The 17,201-nt window shown below is 54.1% G+C and carries 15 protein-coding genes; 5 read left to right on the top strand and 10 right to left on the bottom strand.

Going from position 1 to position 17,201, the window contains the following annotated elements; all coding sequences use genetic code 11:
• The first annotated feature begins 39 nt into the window (after window positions 1-39).
• The 3 genes from glnS (at window position 40) to chiQ (ending at window position 3,928) form a co-directional block, all read left to right on the top strand.
• Window positions 40-1,707 (top strand): glutamine--tRNA ligase, encoded by a 1,668-nt coding sequence (glnS, locus tag ACMGG3_RS02225; protein WP_040016939.1) that lies wholly within the window; start codon window positions 40-42, stop codon window positions 1,705-1,707.
• Window positions 1,708-2,153: 446 nt separating this feature from the next.
• Window positions 2,154-3,551: a chitoporin ChiP gene (chiP, locus tag ACMGG3_RS02230; RefSeq protein ID WP_020884980.1), complete on the top strand. Its 1,398-nt coding sequence runs from the start codon at window positions 2,154-2,156 to the stop codon at window positions 3,549-3,551.
• A gap of 47 nt (window positions 3,552-3,598) precedes the next feature.
• Window positions 3,599-3,928: a ChiQ/YbfN family lipoprotein gene (chiQ, locus tag ACMGG3_RS02235; RefSeq protein WP_025204664.1), complete on the top strand. Its 330-nt coding sequence runs from the start codon at window positions 3,599-3,601 to the stop codon at window positions 3,926-3,928.
• Window positions 3,929-4,036: 108 nt separating this feature from the next.
• On the opposite strand, the gene fur is transcribed toward chiQ, so the two are convergent.
• From fur to ybfF, 4 genes are all read right to left on the bottom strand, one after another.
• Window positions 4,037-4,483 (bottom strand): ferric iron uptake transcriptional regulator, encoded by a 447-nt coding sequence (fur, locus tag ACMGG3_RS02240; protein WP_014169146.1) that lies wholly within the window; start codon window positions 4,481-4,483, stop codon window positions 4,037-4,039.
• A 288-nt stretch (window positions 4,484-4,771) separates the two neighbouring features.
• A complete protein-coding gene (gene fldA / locus ACMGG3_RS02245; RefSeq protein ID WP_008501067.1) occupies window positions 4,772-5,302 on the bottom strand; it encodes a flavodoxin FldA in 531 nt (176 codons plus the stop codon).
• Between the two features lie 155 nt (window positions 5,303-5,457).
• Window positions 5,458-5,745, bottom strand: coding sequence for a LexA regulated protein (gene ybfE / locus ACMGG3_RS02250; RefSeq protein WP_014169148.1), 288 nt, complete (start codon window positions 5,743-5,745; stop codon window positions 5,458-5,460).
• A 128-nt stretch (window positions 5,746-5,873) separates the two neighbouring features.
• Window positions 5,874-6,647 (bottom strand): esterase, encoded by a 774-nt coding sequence (ybfF, locus tag ACMGG3_RS02255; protein WP_196087704.1) that lies wholly within the window; start codon window positions 6,645-6,647, stop codon window positions 5,874-5,876.
• A 183-nt stretch (window positions 6,648-6,830) separates the two neighbouring features.
• Here ybfF and seqA point away from each other — a divergent pair, with 183 nt between their 5' ends.
• Together seqA and pgm are read left to right on the top strand one after the other, a co-directional pair.
• Window positions 6,831-7,379, top strand: a complete 549-nt coding sequence (gene seqA, locus ACMGG3_RS02260; protein WP_020884977.1) for a replication initiation negative regulator SeqA — start codon at window positions 6,831-6,833, stop codon at window positions 7,377-7,379.
• Window positions 7,380-7,403: 24 nt separating this feature from the next.
• Complete coding sequence (gene pgm / locus ACMGG3_RS02265) at window positions 7,404-9,044, top strand: phosphoglucomutase (alpha-D-glucose-1,6-bisphosphate-dependent) (protein WP_284942827.1); 1,641 nt, start codon at window positions 7,404-7,406, stop codon at window positions 9,042-9,044.
• A 70-nt stretch (window positions 9,045-9,114) separates the two neighbouring features.
• Here the strand turns inward: pgm and potE are convergent, their stop codons facing one another.
• From potE to kdpC, 6 genes are all read right to left on the bottom strand, one after another.
• Complete coding sequence (gene potE, locus ACMGG3_RS02270; RefSeq protein ID WP_014169152.1) at window positions 9,115-10,428, bottom strand: putrescine-ornithine antiporter; 1,314 nt, start codon at window positions 10,426-10,428, stop codon at window positions 9,115-9,117.
• Window positions 10,425-12,623 carry an ornithine decarboxylase SpeF gene (gene speF / locus ACMGG3_RS02275; protein WP_020884975.1) on the bottom strand — a complete coding sequence of 733 codons (2,199 nt, stop codon included), beginning with the start codon at window positions 12,621-12,623 and terminating at the stop codon, window positions 10,425-10,427. The genes potE and speF overlap by 4 nt, the downstream gene beginning before the upstream one ends.
• 256 nt (window positions 12,624-12,879) lie before the next feature.
• Window positions 12,880-12,984 (bottom strand): leader peptide SpeFL, encoded by a 105-nt coding sequence (gene speFL / locus ACMGG3_RS02280; RefSeq protein ID WP_106503839.1) that lies wholly within the window; start codon window positions 12,982-12,984, stop codon window positions 12,880-12,882.
• A 277-nt stretch (window positions 12,985-13,261) separates the two neighbouring features.
• A complete protein-coding gene (gene kdpE, locus ACMGG3_RS02285; RefSeq protein WP_014169154.1) occupies window positions 13,262-13,939 on the bottom strand; it encodes a two-component system response regulator KdpE in 678 nt (225 codons plus the stop codon).
• On the bottom strand, window positions 13,936-16,623 hold the full coding sequence (gene kdpD / locus ACMGG3_RS02290; protein ID WP_014169155.1) for a two-component system sensor histidine kinase KdpD: 2,688 nt from the start codon (window positions 16,621-16,623) through the stop codon (window positions 13,936-13,938). The genes kdpE and kdpD overlap by 4 nt, the downstream gene beginning before the upstream one ends.
• The gene (gene kdpC, locus ACMGG3_RS02295; protein WP_020884974.1) at window positions 16,624-17,199 is read right to left on the bottom strand and encodes a potassium-transporting ATPase subunit KdpC; all 576 of its coding nucleotides are present in this window, start codon (window positions 17,197-17,199) and stop codon (window positions 16,624-16,626) included.
• Between the last annotated feature and the right edge of the window lie 2 nt (window positions 17,200-17,201).

Raw genomic sequence — 17,201 nt, forward strand, 5'->3', positions numbered from 1 at the left:
TATGCCGTTATACGTTGTTTACGCTTTGAGGAATCCACGATGAGTGAGGCTGAAGCCCGCCCGAGTAACTTTATTCGTCAGATCATCGATGAAGATCTGGCCAGTGGTAAGCACACCACAGTTCATACCCGTTTCCCGCCGGAGCCAAACGGCTACCTGCATATTGGTCATGCAAAATCGATCTGCCTGAACTTTGGCATCGCGCAAGACTACCAGGGACAGTGCAACCTGCGTTTCGATGACACCAACCCAGTAAAAGAAGACATCGAATACGTTGAGTCTATTAAGAATGACGTGCAATGGCTGGGCTTCAACTGGTCTGGCGATATCTGCTACTCCTCTGACTATTTTGATCAGCTGTACGCCTATGCGGTCGAGCTTATCAATAAAGGTCTGGCGTATGTCGACGAGCTGTCTGCTGACGAGATCCGCGAATACCGCGGCACGCTGACCGCGCCGGGTAAAAACAGCCCGTTCCGCGATCGCAGCGTTGAGGAGAACCTGGCGCTGTTTGAAAAAATGCGTGCGGGTGGCTTCGAGGAAGGTAAAGCGTGCCTGCGTGCCAAAATCGACATGGCATCTCCGTTCATCGTGATGCGCGATCCGGTTCTGTACCGTATCAAGTTCGCTGAACACCATCAGACCGGTAACAAGTGGTGCATTTACCCGATGTACGACTTTACCCACTGCATCAGCGATGCGCTGGAAGGCATTACGCACTCCCTGTGTACGCTGGAGTTCCAGGACAACCGCCGTCTGTACGACTGGGTTCTGGATAACATCACGATCCCGGTGCATCCGCGTCAGTACGAATTCTCTCGTCTGAATCTGGAATACACGGTGATGTCCAAGCGTAAGCTGAACCTGCTGGTAACCGACAAGCACGTTGAGGGCTGGGACGATCCGCGTATGCCAACCATCTCGGGTCTGCGTCGCCGTGGTTATACTGCCGCGTCTATTCGCGAGTTCTGTAAGCGCATCGGCGTGACCAAGCAGGATAACACCATTGAGATCGCCTCTCTGGAATCCTGCATCCGTGAAGATCTGAACGACAACGCGCCGCGCGCAATGGCCGTCATCGATCCGGTAAAACTGGTTATCGAAAACTACCCGCAGGGCGCGAGCGAAATGGTCTCCATGCCTAACCATCCGAACAAACCGGAAATGGGGACCCGTGACGTGCCGTTCAGCGGTGAAATCTGGATCGATCGTGCTGACTTCCGCGAAGAAGCGAACAAGCAGTACAAGCGTCTGGTGCTGGGTAAAGAGGTGCGTCTGCGTAACGCATACGTGATCAAAGCTGAGCGTGTTGAGAAAGATGCGGAAGGGAATATCACCACCATCTTCTGCTCTTACGACGCTGAAACCCTGAGCAAAGATCCGGCAGATGGCCGCAAAGTGAAAGGCGTGATCCACTGGGTAAGTGCAACACATGCGCTGCCGGTTGAAATTCGCCTGTACGATCGTCTGTTCAGCGTGCCTAACCCAGGTGCAGCAGAAGACTTCCTGGCGACAATCAACCCGGAATCTCTGGTCATCAAGCAGGGGTATGCTGAGCCGTCTCTGAAAGCCGCTGAAGCGGGCAAAGCGTTCCAGTTCGAACGTGAAGGCTACTTCTGCCTCGACAGCCGTCACAGTACCTCGGAAAAACCGGTGTTTAACCGTACCGTTGGCCTGCGTGATACCTGGACTAAAGTCGGCGAATAATAACGCTGCTCTGGTCAATGAGAGACAAACGCCGCGCAATGCGGCGTTTTTTTATTGAATGATCATATCGTTAAGCGCGAGCAAAAATAATGTCTGCGCAATATTCAGGTCAATGTGGTGCTACTTATTTTTCTAAAAAAAGTTTGTAGATTTCTGAAAAGAGTGAAGGCCTGAAAATAGCCAGTAATTTACACAATTACTGGCTTAAATTTAATGACTTGCCCCGCCAAATCTCGTCTCCCGCTAAATGTTACAAAGCACTACTAATTATGTGCACTTCGTCATAATCCTGACTTTTGCCCACGGAAAAGCATTGATAATTCGCGTCGCGAAAAATAACCTAAAGGCGGTAGTTAATTCGAGGGTATTTCTGACTACCCCTGACCTTTTGGTCTTTTATATTTTTCGCCGTTCAGGCGTTTTAATTCGTCAAAGAGGAATAATCTATGCGTACGTTCAGTGGCAAACGTAGTGCGCTGGCGCTGGCTATCGCCGGTGTGACAGCAATGTCAGGCCTGGTGATTGCGCCAGAGGCTAAGGCAGCAGGTTTCATCGAAGATTCTACCCTCACGGGCGGTATTTATTACTGGCAGCGTGAACGTGACCGTAAAGACGTTACCGAAGACAAATACAAAACCAACCTTTCTCACTCTACCTGGAACGCCAACCTCGACTTCCAGTCAGGCTATGCCGCCGATATGTTCGGCCTGGATATTGCCGCATTCACGGCAATTGAAATGGCGGAAAATGGCGACAGCGGACATCCGAACGAAATTGCCTTCTCGTCCAGCAATAAGGCCTATAAAGAAGACTGGTCCGGCGATAAAAGCGGTATCAGCCTGTATAAAGCCGCTGCAAAATTCAAATATGGTCCAGTCTGGGCACGCGGCGGATATATTCAGCCAACTGGCCAAACCCTGTTAGCGCCACACTGGAGTTTTATGCCTGGTACTTACCAGGGCGCTGAAGCTGGCGCTAACTTTGACTACGGTGATGCGGGTGCGTTGAGTTTCTCCTATATGTGGACCAACGAATACAAAGCCCCGTGGCATATCGAAATGGATAAGTTTTACCAGAACGATAAAAAGACCAAAGTGGATTACCTCCACTCGCTGGGTGCGAAGTACGATTTTAAAAATGACCTCGTGTTAGAAGCCGCCTTTGGTCAGGCTGAAGGCTATATCGATCAGTATTTTGCCAAAGCCAGCTACAAATTTGATATCGCAGGGAGTCCGTTGAGTACCAGTTACCAGTTCTACGGCACGCGAGACAAAGTCAGCGATGGTGGCGTCAACGATATTTATGACGGCACGGCCTGGCTGCAGGCGCTGACCTTTGGCTATAAAGTGGGTCAGGTGGATTTGCGTCTGGAAGGAACATGGGTGAAGGCGGAAGGGCAGCAGGGCTACTTCCTGCAGCGTATGACCCCGACTTACGCATCTTCCAACGGTCGTCTGGATATCTGGTGGGATAACCGCTCTGACTTCAACGCCGACGGCGAAAAAGCGGTCTTCTTCGGCGCAATGTATGACCTGAAAAACTGGAACCTGCCGGGCTGGGCGGTGGGCGCCTCCTATGCGTATGCCTGGGATGCCAAACCGGGCGACATGGCCACACCGGATGCATACTACGATCCGAACTACCGTCTGAAAGAGTCCTCTTACAGCCTGGATGCCATCTATACCGTGCAGGATGGACGTGCGAAAGGCACGATGTTCAAGCTGCACTTCACGCAGTATGACAACCACTCTGATATTCCAAGCTACGCGGGCGGTTACGGCAACATCTTCCAGGATGAACGTGACGTGAAATTCATGGTTATCGCACCATTCACTATCTTCTGATGAACGCTCCGGCGGGTTCCGTCCCGCCGGAATGGAGACTGCACATGATGAAAAAAATGGTAATCGTCGCGTTGCTGGCCTCGGGGCTGGTGGCTTGCGCCCAGGACCCGGCACCGAAAGAAGATTCTCGCCTGAAGGAGGCTTACAGCGCCTGCATTAACACCGCTGAAGGCTCACCGGAGAAAATTGAAGCCTGCCAGAGCGTGCTGAATGTGCTGAAGAAAGAGAAGGCGCATGAGCAGTTTGCGACGCAGGAAAATGTTCGCGTGATGGACTATCAGGCCTGCATTCAGGCGCGTAAAACCGGTAACGATCAGGAAGTGGCGAAGCGTTGCGACCAGATCTGGAAGGAAATACGCAGTAACAACGGAAATTAATTAAGTGTGTTAAGGCCCGGTGGCGCTGTGCTTACCGGGCTTTTTTTCGCCGGGTGACAGGCAAAAAAAAGCCAACCTTGCGGCTGGCTCAGAGTATGAAAGTTCGACTTATTTGGCGTCGTGTGCGTGATCGTCTTCGCGGCAATCACCTTCAGCACAGTGACCATACAGATACAGGCTATGGTTGGTCAGGCGGATACCATGACGAGCAGCGATTTCACGCTGACGTGCTTCGATGGAATCATCGCTAAATTCAATGACCTTGCCACAATCCAGGCAGATCAGGTGATCGTGGTGCTGCTGCTGGGTCAGTTCGAATACAGATTTACCGCCTTCGAAATTATGACGGGTAACAATGCCCGCGTCATCAAACTGGTTCAGCACGCGATAGACGGTTGCCAGCCCAATCTCTTCACCCATGTCGATAAGACGCTTGTAAAGGTCTTCCGCACTGACATGGTGATTGTCTGGACCCTGAAGCACTTCAAGGATTTTTAACCGAGGAAGCGTAACTTTCAGGCCAGCCTTCTTTAATGCGGTATTGTTGTCAGTCATGCGGAATCTGTCCTGTTGCTAAACGATTCACTTCTGGAGGAAGTGACAGAAAATGCACCTGGAATAATGCGTCTCATTATAGAACTGCCATGGCTAAATGAAAACTGCAAGTCTCAGGCAAAGTATGCTTATAAAAACGTGGTATCACCGACAAACTTGCTCAATGGCACCCCATTTTACCTGGGAGACATTGTACAGGTCTGGGCGAAAAAGTTAAAAGATTGTAGCGATTAATTTAATCGTTTGACCTGGTTCCTGGGCGCAACCGGGGTTGCGCCACAATAACAATCAGGCGTTAAGAATATCGTCCAGGTGCAGTTCTTCGCGGATCTGCTTCACCCACTTCTCAACGCGCTCTGCGGTCAGTTCTGGCTGACGGTCTTCGTCGATCGCCAGACCCACGAAGTGGTCGTCATCGGCCAGGCCTTTAGACGCTTCGAAGTGGTAACCTGCAGTTGGCCAGTGGCCTACGATAACTGCACCATTCGGTTCAATAATATCGCGGATAGTGCCCAGCGCGTCACAGAAGTACTCAGCGTAGTCTTCCTGATCGCCGCAGCCAAACAGGGCGACCAGCTTGCCGTTGAAGTCCACTTCTTCCAGCGTCGGGAAGAAATCATCCCAGTCACACTGGGCTTCACCGTAGTACCAGGTTGGGATACCCAGCAACAGGATGTCATAGCCTTCGAGATCTTCTTTGCTGCTCTTGGCGATGTCATGCACATCGGCAACGTCTTTACCGAGCTGTTTTTGAATGTTTTTTGCGATATTTTCGGTATTGCCGGTATCACTGCCGAAGAAAATGCCGATGATTGCCATGAGTAAAATAACCTCTTGAAACTTAATGGTATGGTGGCGCAATTTGTCCACGGATAAGGGCAATAATAGCAGAACTGGCAACCCCGCGGAAACAGCTATCGCGCAGGACTGCACTCTGTGCTACATGAAAAGGGTAAGAAAGGGGATTTTCAGACTTATGCCTGGCGGCGCAACGTCTCAAGCTGGGCGATCAACATCTCTTCAATGAGCTCGCTACGGCTGATATTACGCGCTTCAGCCAGTTCGTTAAGCGCATCGACGGCGTCGGCATTGAGCTTCAGTTCGACACGCTTAAGCCCACGATTTTTATCGCGTTTAAGCTGGTTGCGTTTATTAATACGCAGCTGTTCATCGCGCGAAAGCGGATTCGTTTTCGGTCGTCCCGGTCGACGCTCATTCGCGAACAGATCTAGTGTCGTACGGTCCGTTTGTTCTTTGGCCATGATTCTGAGACTTCGGGGGAAACAAGCCGCCCTGCTATTGCCCGGGCGATGAGCGCGCCATCATACATCACCAAAAACGGCACGCCAACGACTGGAAGCCCGCAACCTTCCAGTCGCTCTCTTTTTAATCAATTCGCAGTATCAGAGAGATAGCGGCGGATGGCGCGTAACACGGCGTCAGGTTTTTCCGCGTGAACCCAGTGTCCGGCACCGGCGATGACATGGGCGCGGGCCTGCGGGAATTGCGCCAGCAACGTGTCGCGGTAGGCGTCGGTGACATAAAGGGAGTTACCGCCGCGAATAAAGAGGGTAGGGTGTTGCCAGGCGGGCACCGTATCCCAGCCGACGATGTTGTTGTACTGCGCCCAGAGTACCGGTACGTTGAAACGCCACTGGCCGTCGACAAACGACTTCAGCAGAAACTGAATAACGCCTTCTTCATTAAGATGTTCGCGCATGACGGCTGTGGCCTGTTGGCGGGTTGAAACCCCAGCCTCTGTTACCGCATTGATGGCAGCAAAAATGTCGTCATGACGGCGCACGTCGTAATCCACCGGGGCAACGTCGATCACGACCAGACCGTTGATTCTGTCCGGTGCCAGCGCCGTCAGGGCCATTACCGCCTTGCCACCCATAGAATGCCCGATGAGCGTCACCTTCTGAAGATGGTTGGCATCAAGCGTATCGAGCAGATCCTGGGCCATTGCCGCGTAGGTCATCTCCTCTGAACGCCCGGAAAGACCGTGATTTCGCATATCGACCTGCAAAATATCGTGATCGGTAACCAGATCGCGCGCCAGCACCCCCAGGTTATCCAGGCTGCCAAAAAGCCCGTGAACCAGTACGATGGGAGAATTATTGTTCGGCGATTGTGCAGTTTGCGCTCGGGTATTCAATTTCATGGCAAAGTTCTTTTTTTACGTATGTCAGGTTAGGGTATCATGTTGACCATTCTGCCGCCCGGCTGCAAGGTTCCAGTTTAATCTGACTTTTGCCGCCAACCTGGTTTGACGCTATCCGCTGTTGGAATTTAACTTTATAATCCCAACGACTTGTATTCAGATAAGATATCGCACTGGATTAAGATGAAAACAATCGAAGTTGATGACGAACTCTATCAGTATATTGCCAGCCAGACGCGGCATATCGGGGAGAGTGCGTCCGACATTTTACGGCGCATGCTTAAAATTTCCGCCGCCTCACAGCCTGCTACCCCAGTCACTAAAGATGTCGTGTCTCAACAAAACGTTGTTGCACAAGCAAAACCTGCCGTCGCGCAAGTGAAAGACAAAGTACGTGCGATGCGCGAGTTGCTGCTCTCTGATGAGTACGCCGAGCAGAAAAAAGCGGTTAACCGCTTCATGCTGGTGCTGTCTACACTCTATTCACTGGATAACAAAGCGTTTGCTGAAGCGACCGAGTCGCTGCACGGTCGTACCCGCGTCTATTTCGCGGGCGACGAGCAAACGCTGCTGCAAAATGGCAACCAAACCAAACCTAAACATGTCCCGGGCACACCGTACTGGGTCATCACCAATACCAATACGGGCCGCAAGTGCAGCATGGTTGAACACATCATGCAGTCCATGCAGTTCCCGGCGGAATTGATTGAAAAGGTTTGCGGTACAATTTAACCCTTGCATCAGAAGGACCCGGTAATGGCAAATCACAGCCGTGCAGGCCAACCTGCACAACAAAGCGATTTGATTAACGTCGCTCAGCTGACCGCGCAGTATTACGTGCTGAAACCGGTCGTGGGCAACGCAGAACACGCAGTGAAGTTTGGTACATCTGGCCACCGCGGTAGCGCGGCGCGCCATAGCTTTAACGAACCGCACATTCTGGCTATTGCTCAGGCCATCGCGGAAGAGCGCGCTAAAAACGGCGTTACCGGTCCGTGCTATGTGGGAAAAGATACCCATGCTCTGTCTGAACCGGCGTTCATTTCCGTGCTGGAAGTGCTGACGGCGAATGGCGTTGACGTCATTGTTCAGGAAAATAACGGCTTCACGCCGACCCCTGCGGTCTCTAACGCGATCCTTGTCCACAACAAAAAAGGCGGCGCGCTGGCTGACGGGATTGTGATCACCCCATCACACAACCCGCCGGAAGACGGTGGGATCAAATACAACCCGCCTAACGGTGGACCGGCAGACACGAACGTCACGAAAGTGGTTGAAGATCGTGCCAATGCGCTGCTGGCGGATGGCCTGAATGGGGTGAAACGCCTCTCTCTGGATGCGGCCATGGCATCCGGCCATGTGAAAGAGCAGGATCTGGTACAGCCATTTGTGGAAGGTCTGGCGGATATCGTCGATATGGCGGCAATCCAGAGAGCCGGTCTGAAGCTGGGCGTTGACCCTCTCGGCGGCTCCGGTATCGAATACTGGAAACGCATCGCAGAGCATTACAAGCTGAACCTGACCATCGTTAACGATCACGTTGATCAGACCTTCCGCTTTATGCACCTGGATAAAGACGGCGCAATCCGTATGGACTGCTCTTCCGAGTGCGCGATGGCGGGCCTGCTGGCGCTGCGTGATAAATTCGACCTGGCGTTTGCCAACGACCCGGATTATGACCGCCACGGTATTGTCACCCCGGCAGGGCTGATGAACCCGAACCATTATCTTGCGGTTGCCATCAACTACCTGTTCCAGCATCGTCCACAGTGGGGCAAAGAGGTGGCTGTAGGTAAAACGCTGGTCTCCTCGGCGATGATTGACCGCGTGGTTGAGGCGTTGGGCCGTAAGCTGGTGGAAGTACCGGTAGGCTTCAAATGGTTTGTTGACGGTCTGCACGACGGCAGCTTCGGTTTTGGCGGTGAAGAGAGCGCGGGCGCATCCTTCCTGCGTTTCGACGGCACGCCATGGTCCACCGATAAAGACGGGATCATCATGTGCCTGCTGGCGGCGGAAATCACCGCTGTCACCGGTAAAAATCCGCAGGAACACTATAACGAGCTGGCGGCACGCTTTGGCGCGCCAAGCTATAACCGTATTCAGGCTGGCGCGACCTCCGCGCAGAAAGCGGCGCTGTCTAAACTCTCTCCGGAGATGGTCAGTGCCAGCACGCTGGCCGGTGATCCTATCACGGCCCGTCTGACGGCGGCCCCGGGTAACGGTGCCTCTATCGGTGGTCTGAAAGTGATGACCGAAAACGGCTGGTTTGCCGCGCGTCCATCCGGTACGGAAGATGCGTACAAAATCTATTGTGAAAGTTTCCTCGGCGACGAACACCGTAAGCTGATTGAGAAAGAAGCGGTAGAGATTGTCAGCGAAGTGCTGAAAAACGCGTAAATCGCTGTGGGCTGATGCCCTCACGATGCAGTCAAAACGGCAACCCCAGGGTTGCCGTTTTGCTTTTGCATTAACTGTGTTTATTTTTCAATTCAAACCGTGGTGATACCAGACCGTACAGCGTCCAGCCCATAAAGGTCACCATCGCACCATACAGCATGGCTTCCTGGCCGGAAGAGTAGAGCGCATAGAAGCTGTAAATTGCCCCAATCAGCGCCACAATATTCGCCACCCTCGCTTTGCCTGCGTCCACCTTCGCCACCTTCTGAATGATGACCAGCGCCGCCATCGACAGAATATACGGAATGATATTGGTCACTACCGCCAGGTTGACCAGCACGTTGAACTGGCTGTTCAGCGACGGGCTGATGGTCATCAAAGATAACCCACTCTGGAAGATAACAATCGCCAGCATGCCCTGAACCGGTGCCTCTGCTTTGCTGACCCGGGAGAAGATTTTCGGGAAATACCCTTCGTCAGCGGATGATTTAAAGACCTGAGCGATGGTGAACTGCCAGCCGAGAAGCGAGCCGCAGCAGGACATCACCATCAGCCCCATGATCACTTTCCCGACACCCGGCGTAAACATCTGCGCAAAGGCCAGACCGAACGGTGCCGTGGAACTGGCAAGATCCATGTTCGGTACAATCCCTGCAATCACGTTGGTTGAGACAATGTAAATGGCCGCAGCGCCCAGCGTACCGCCAAGCACGGCAATCGGTACGTTCTTCTCCGGGTTTTCCACCACTTCGGCGTTAGCACACGCAGATTCCAGCCCCAGGAAGGCCCACAGCGTCATGGCGATGGAAGAGCCCACTGCGGTGAAGAACGGAACATGGTGTGGGTTCCAGGAGTTGACGTACAGCGTGGGGCTAAACCAGAACCAGCCGATGATGCACAGCCCAACCACCGGGATAATGACCCCCCAGACGGTAATACTGCTGATCTGTCCGGTAATACGCGCGCCGCCAAAGTTAGCCACGGTGCAGATCCACAGCACGCCGATGGTGGCCAGCCCGATTTGCACCGGGGTCAGCGCCACACCGAATAGCTCCGTACCGTAACCCACGGCGGAAATGGCAATCGCCACGTTAGCGATCAGCAAAGAGACGCCGTAGGTGTAGTTGGCCATGAAGTTACCGGATTTGCCAAAGGCATATTCGGCGTAGCCGCCCATCCCGCCGGGCTTGCGGCTGAACATACCGCACTTGGCGAATGCCCAGGCCAGTGCCATTGACCCCACGGCGGTCACCATCCAGGAGATAATCGAAATGGTTCCTACTTCCGCAAGCTTGGTGGGCAACATGATGATCCCGGACCCCATCATGTTTACCATGGTGAGAATGGTCAGCTGCACCACGCCCATTTTATTGGACTTGCTCATAATTTTTCTCCTTTCAGCAGCGATGGCTGAGCGGCAGCGTGTTTGATGACGTTACAACGAACCTGCTTACGACCGTCACACTCCTCAACGTAAACGCCCTGCAGTTCCGGCGCGAAGCCCGGTAAAAGGTTGATACCCTCTTCCAGCGCAGCAAAGTAGCGCAGCACGGAACCGCCCCAGACTTCACCCGGCACAACGCACAACACCCCCGGTGGATAAGGAAGGGCACCTTCGGCGGCAATGCGACCTTCCGCATCGCGCAGTGAGACCAGCTCGACCTCACCCCGCAGGTAGGCATAGTTCGCCTCTTGCGGGTTCATCATGACGCGCGGGAAGTGAGACTTGCGGAACATCTCTTTTTGCAGCTGCTTCACGTTGTGGCGGGCGTACAGCTCATGCATTTCCTGGCAAATCTGGCGCAGGGTGTAATCTGCATAGCGCTCCGGATACTGTTTACAGACAGAAGGCAGTACCTCTTTGAGGGGGGCATCCGTCTCGAGCAGTTTTTCGAAGCGCACCAGTTGCGCGACCAGTTGCTGCAGTTTGCCCATATCCTCGGCAGGCGTGAGCAGGAACAGGATGGAGTTGAGATCGCATTTTTCCGGCACGATGCCGTTTTCACGCAGGAAGTTGGCGAGAATAGTGGCGGGGACGCCGAAATCCTCGTACTCACCGGTCCGGGCGTTAATACCCGGCGTGGTCAGCAGCAGTTTGCACGGATCGATAAAATACTGATGTTCGGCATAGCCTTCGAAGGCGTGCCAGTGTTCACCGGGCACGAAGTGGAAGAAGCGCAGGTCCGTGGCAATCTCAGCGGTGTCCCAGCTTTCCCACGGACGGCCATCAACCAGTTCCGGCACGAATGGGCGAAGATACTGGCAGTTCTGCAGGATCAGCTTACGGGCTTCGATACCGGTCACCACGCAGTCCATCCACATGTTGCGGCCGCTCTGTCCCTCATGCATGCGGGCGTTGATATCCAGTGCAGCAAACAGCGGATAGAACGGGCTGGTGGACGCGTGCATCATGAAGGCGTTATTCAGCCGCTTATGCGGAACATAGCGCTGCTGGCCTTTGATGTGGCTGTCCTTCTTGTGGATTTGCGAGGTCTGTGAGAAACCGGCCTGCTGTTTATGGACTGACTGGGTGACCAGGATCCCCGGATCGTTTTCATTCAGCTCCAGCAGCAGCGGAGAGCAATCGGCCATCATCGGTATAAACTGCTCGTAACCCACCCAGGCAGAGTCAAACAGGATGTAGTCGCACAGATGGCCAATGTTATCCACGACCTGGCGAGCGTTATAGATGGTGCCATCGTAGGTACCCAGCTGAATCACCGCCAGGCGGAACGGACGCGCGTCACGGGCACGGCCTGGCGCCACTTCGGACACCAGCTCACGCAGATAATTCTCCTCGAAGCAGTGGGCGTCGATGCCGCCAATAAAGCCGTACGGGTTACGTGCGGTTTCCAGATAGACCGGCGTTGCGCCCGCCTGAAGAAGTGCTCCGTGGTGGTTGGATTTATGGTTGTTGCGATCGAACAGGACCAGGTCGCCCGGAGTGAGAAGGGCGTTGAGCACCACTTTGTTGGACGATGAGGTTCCGTTCAGCACGAAGTAGGTTTTATCGGCATTAAAGACTTTGGCCGCATGTTGCTGCGCAATGCAGGGTGCCCCTTCGTGGATCAGCAGATCGCCCATCGCCACGTCGGCGTTGCACAGGTCTGAGCGGAAAAGGGTTTCGCCAAAGAAATCGACAAACTGATTGCCGGCAGGGTGACGGCGGAAGAATTGCCCGCCCTGGTGACCCGGACAGTCGAAGGCGCTGTTACCCTGTTTGACATAGTCGACCAGAGCCCGGAAAAACGGCGGACGCAGTTGGGTTTCATACTTCTGCGCGGCCGCTTCCAGTTGGCGTCCGTGGAAGTCGTTGCTGGTGTCTGATGCTTCGAATACGCCGTGGATCCGCGATAAATACTCTGCCGGGATAATTTCTTCTTTATGCGTCGCGACAAAAACAGGAATGCCAAATCCGGTTGCTTCTATTTCTTCTATACGACCAGTGAAAATATCGCTGACGGCCAGAACAATGGCGGCAACATCAATATAATCCGTGGCGTTGATATCCACCAGTTCACGGTGAGTGGTAAAGCAATCAGGGCAGGCGCGGCTGGCTGCAATTTTTAAACTTTTCATCTTTCTCTCTTTATTTTAGGTAATAACATTCCCTCGATTTCTTGCAGAAAAGAAATCGATAATATGCCGGAAAACAGCAAAAGGAGGCCGCTGATTAAAAAAATCAGTAATGCGTTTTTTGCTGAATAGAATTCAGTCCGCCCGGTCGCGGATGAGCCTGAATTAAGATGAATGAGCGCACGGGTTCACAGGCAAAGGCCTGTAAAATAGGGTGTTTCAGGATAACCTGCAAGCGGGTGCGCCAGAAGTCGAAGGACTACCGGGCATTAAAGATATGAAAGTCAAAACAGTTTCGGTGGGCAAACATCATGATATGAGTTGTCCGCCTTATATGGGGCATTAAACGATTATTGTTTTCCATGTTTCATTTCCTTTCAGTAATTGAAAGCATGGACATTTTATCCTGGAAAAAGCGATTAACTGTGAAACAGATCACCGTTAACCGATCAAATCAGAAATAAATATTCGCTTTTGATGAATATCGCAGATCAAAATGCTGATATGTTGATGTTGCGTTAACGGATTGTGTTATGAATGTGCTGAGTGGACATAAATACACCAAAAAATAACCCGGAGATTATTTTCGCGCGTATTTTAGATGAGGGTAGGTGTTTATTAAAAATAAACTGAATAGTTATTCAAAGCATGAACCGATAACCGATACCGGTTTCAGTTAATAAATGACGAGGACGCGCGGGGTCAACTTCCAGTTTTTGTCGAAGGTGTCCCATATATATGCGTAAATAGTGACTATGTTCCACGGCGTTTGGCCCCCACACCTGACTCAATAGCTGGCGCTGGGTGAGTACCTTACCGTGATTATTGAGCAAAACGGCGAGTAGCCGAAACTCGATGGGGGTGAGATGGATTTCCTCTTCACCGCGAACAATGCGCCGTGCTGCCAGATCAACCCGAATATCACCAAACGTGTATGTTGGGTCGGCAGGGGTGGTGGCGCTGTGACGACGCAGCGCGACACGAAGGCGAGCCTGCAGTTCGCCAATACCAAAAGGCTTAATCAGATAGTCATCCGCTCCGGCATCCAGCGCCGCGATTTTATCCGACTCTTCGGTACGGGCTGACAGCACCAGAATGGGCATCTGACTCCACTGTCGAACCTCACGAATAAAATCGATGCCGTCGCCATCTGGCAGGCCGAGATCGAGGATCACCAGATCAGGTTTGCGCGTGGCCGCTTCAATCAAACCCCGCTGGAGCGTGCCGGCGTCATGAACGCGCAGGCCATCGCCTTCCAGCGCAGCACGCAGAAACCGGCTAATGGCGATCTCATCTTCAACAATCAGAACGTTGATCACAAATCCTCTGGTAATTCATTAAGTTCTGGCGGGGCTTCCAGAGGAAGTTTAACACAAAAACGTGCGCCGCCTTCCGGGCGATTCTCCGCCGAAATGGTACCGCCATGAACGTCAATAATCGCCTGGCAAATCGCCAGACCCAGACCCACGCCGGGAATGGCCGACTCTTTATTACCGCGGGCAAATTTCTCGAAAATAGCGAACTCCTGTCCGGCAGGGATACCCGGCCCGGTATCCCAGACGTCAAGCCGTAGCGTGTGATCTTCCACCGTGGCATCCACCCCAATCCGGGCGTTTGCTCCTGCGTATTTGCCGGCATTTTCCAGCAGATTGATCAGCACGCGTTCAAACAGCGGGCCATCAACGTGAATTAACGTCAGCGGTTCGGGCATGTTCAGCGCAATGTGGCGCCCACCGAGGCCCGGCTCCAGCATTTTCAAAGCGCTACCCACCACCTCTTCGAGCGTGAGCCACTCTTTTTTGAGGTTAAATCCGCCCGACTGAATACGCGCCATATCAAGCAGATTATTTACCAGGCGTGTGGTGTTCAGCACATGCTGGCGGATCTCGCTGGCCTGCAACGCATGTTTCGAGCCTTCCGCTGCCAAATCCAGCGTCAAAATTTCTGACTGGCCAAACAGCACGGTGAGTGGGGTGCGAAGGTCGTGGGAGAGGGCGGCCAGCAATGAGTTACGAATGCTCTCGCGCTCGCTTGCCAGACGGGCCTGTTCTTCGCTGGCGGTAAGCGCCAGCCGTTCCAGCGCGCTTGCCACCAGCAGGGTAAATGTCTCCAGCAATCGCTGCTGTTCGGGGATCATCAGCTGGCGCAGATTCGAAGGTTCAACGATCACCAGCCCCTGATTTTTATCGGCACTGCGCAGCGGCAGAATTTGATACGGTACGCCGGGCAGGGTGTCCGTCCCTGCACCCGCAGGGAGTCCTTTATCAAAGCTCCAGCGCGCAATGGCTTCATCCCAGGGCGTCATACCTGAGGCCGAGGTCAGCGGGCGTAGTTTTCCGTGTTCGTCCGGGAGTAAAATCAGGTTGCTGGCGTGAAAGGTCGAGCGGATAAACTGCTCGCTGGTCTGCACAATATCCAGCGGTGTACGGCCAACCGCCAGCGATTTAGACATCTCATAAAGATGCCGTGTGCGCTGTTCGCGGTAGCGGGCGATACGGGCCTGATAGCGCACACCCGCCGTCAGATTACCGATCACCAGCCCAACGGTGAGCATCACGGCAAAGGTGAGAATGTACTGCACATCCGAAACGGCGAGCGTTCCGCGGGGCGCGATAAAGAACAGATCGAAGCTGATGACGTTGATGAACGTTGCCAGTACCGAGGGCCAGCGCCCGTAAAAGAGCGCCACCACGACCACGCCGAGCAGGTAGATCATCACCAGATTGGCCGCGTCGAAGGCAATCAGCCAGTGGCTGGCAATCACGGTGATCAGCGCGCAGAGCACGACGGCGACAAGACAGCCGCGGATCTGAATTCGCCATTTATCATTAAAAGTGCGGCTGTCCGGTGCGCGGTTGGGTAAAGGGGTGGGTTTGTCATCCAGTGCGACAATCACCAGATCGAGGTCGGGAGCACGCCGGGCCAGTTTGTCAGCAAAGGATTCGCGGCTAAACCAGCGACGATGCTGACGACGGCCAATGACAATTTTCCCGAGGTTGTGCTCACGCGCGTAGCGCAGAATGGCTTTATCTTCCTGGGGATCGGAGAGAGTGGCGGTTTCTGCGCCCAGCTCCTGTGCCAGACGCAGCGAACTTAAGATCGCGCGGCGCTGGTTTTCAGGTAGCGCGTGAAGCTGCGGCGTCTCGACATAGACCGCATGCCAGACGCTGCCAAACTTGGCCGCCAGGCGCGCTGCGGTGCGGACGAGCTTTTCATTGCCGCTGCCGTGACCCACACACAGCAGAATGGCATCCCGCGTATGCCAGACGCGCTCCTGCCCTTGCAGGTCACGCCAGGCGCGCATCTGATCGTCCACGCGATCCGCCGTGCGACGAAGGGCCAGCTCGCGCAGGGCTATCAGGTTGCCTTTGCGAAAGAAATGTTCGATGGCGCGTTCGGCCTGACCTGCAATATAGACTTTTCCTTCATGCAGTCGCTGGCGCAGATCGTCTGGAGGCAGATCGACCAGCACCACTTCGTCCGCAGAGTCGAAAAAGGGATCGGGTACGGTTTCGCGAACCTGAATCCCGGTCACGCCGCTGACCACGTCGTTCAGGCTTTCGAGATGCTGAACATTTACCGTGGTGAAAACATCAATGCCTGCTTCAAGCAGCTCTTCAACGTCCTGCCAGCGTTTGGGGTGGCGCGAGCCTGAAGCATTACTGTGTGCCAGTTCGTCCATCAGGATAAGCGCGGGCCTGCGGGCGAGGGCGGCGTCGAGATCGAACTCCGTGACCAGACGCCCACGATGGCTGATACGGCGAGGCGGCTGTGTCGCCAGCCCCTTCAACAGTGCTGCCGTCTCTTTCCGGCCGTGGGTTTCCACCACGCCGATAAGAATATCGAGCCCCTGCGCCCGAAGCCGCTGGGCTTCTGTCAGCATGGCGAAGGTTTTCCCGACGCCAGCACAGGCGCCGAAGAAGATTTTCAGTTTGCCGCGATGGGCTTCAGCCGTCTGTTCGAGCAGCCTGTCCGGATCCGGGCGCATGGGCTCGTCGGTCATTTAGTTTTTCCTTAGCGCGTCCAGCGCCAGATTCAGCTCAACAATATTCACCACGGGCATGCCGATGAAGCTGACCAGCGGTTTTTGCGTATGCTCTGCGACCAGCTTGCTCACCTGTTCCACCGTCAGCTGACGGGCCGCCGCGACGCGGGGGATCTGCCATGCCACCGCCTTCGGCGTCAGGCTGTAGTCCAGCCCGCTTGCAGAGGCCGTCACCAGCTCCACAGGCACCTCCCGGCTGGCCTGTGGGTTTGCGGCGCGCAGGGCGGCTACACGTTCGGCAATGGCTTTATCCAGCTCCGGGTTGCTGCCGGCCAGGTTACTGCCACCGGATGCCATCGGATTATACGGGCTTTCGGCAGTGGCGGAAGGGCGTCCCTGGAAGTAACGGGCGTCGGTAAAATTCTGTCCAATCAGACGCGAACCGCGGTTTTCACCGTTTTGCATGATCAGCGAGCCGTTGGCCTGATCCTTAAACCACCACTGGCCCAGCGCGGTGGTCACCAGCGGGTAAAGCCCGCCGGTAATAAGCGACAACAGAATAAACAGAAGTATAGCGGGACGTAACATCGTCATTT

Source organism: Enterobacter sp. BNK-18, from assembly GCF_047456135.1.
Classification (GTDB): Bacteria; Pseudomonadota; Gammaproteobacteria; order Enterobacterales; family Enterobacteriaceae; genus Enterobacter; species Enterobacter ludwigii.

What these genes read in the sequence shown, in the direction of transcription:
- glnS (WP_040016939.1), top strand. Translation starts at nt 40, where the DNA reads ATGAGTGAGGCTGAAGCCCGCCCGAGTAACTTTATTCGTCAGATCATC.
- pgm (WP_284942827.1), top strand. Translation starts at nt 7,404, where the DNA reads ATGGCAAATCACAGCCGTGCAGGCCAACCTGCACAACAAAGCGATTTG.
- chiQ (WP_025204664.1), top strand. Translation starts at nt 3,599, where the DNA reads ATGAAAAAAATGGTAATCGTCGCGTTGCTGGCCTCGGGGCTGGTGGCT.
- ybfF (WP_196087704.1), bottom strand. Translation starts at nt 6,647, where the DNA reads ATGAAATTGAATACCCGAGCGCAAACTGCACAATCGCCGAACAATAAT.
- potE (WP_014169152.1), bottom strand. Translation starts at nt 10,428, where the DNA reads ATGAGCAAGTCCAATAAAATGGGCGTGGTGCAGCTGACCATTCTCACC.
- kdpD (WP_014169155.1), bottom strand. Translation starts at nt 16,623, where the DNA reads ATGACCGACGAGCCCATGCGCCCGGATCCGGACAGGCTGCTCGAACAG.
- kdpC (WP_020884974.1), bottom strand. Translation starts at nt 17,199, where the DNA reads ATGACGATGTTACGTCCCGCTATACTTCTGTTTATTCTGTTGTCGCTT.
- fur (WP_014169146.1), bottom strand. Translation starts at nt 4,483, where the DNA reads ATGACTGACAACAATACCGCATTAAAGAAGGCTGGCCTGAAAGTTACG.
- seqA (WP_020884977.1), top strand. Translation starts at nt 6,831, where the DNA reads ATGAAAACAATCGAAGTTGATGACGAACTCTATCAGTATATTGCCAGC.
- chiP (WP_020884980.1), top strand. Translation starts at nt 2,154, where the DNA reads ATGCGTACGTTCAGTGGCAAACGTAGTGCGCTGGCGCTGGCTATCGCC.
- speFL (WP_106503839.1), bottom strand. Translation starts at nt 12,984, where the DNA reads ATGGAAAACAATAATCGTTTAATGCCCCATATAAGGCGGACAACTCAT.
- speF (WP_020884975.1), bottom strand. Translation starts at nt 12,623, where the DNA reads ATGAAAAGTTTAAAAATTGCAGCCAGCCGCGCCTGCCCTGATTGCTTT.
- ybfE (WP_014169148.1), bottom strand. Translation starts at nt 5,745, where the DNA reads ATGGCCAAAGAACAAACGGACCGTACGACACTAGATCTGTTCGCGAAT.
- fldA (WP_008501067.1), bottom strand. Translation starts at nt 5,302, where the DNA reads ATGGCAATCATCGGCATTTTCTTCGGCAGTGATACCGGCAATACCGAA.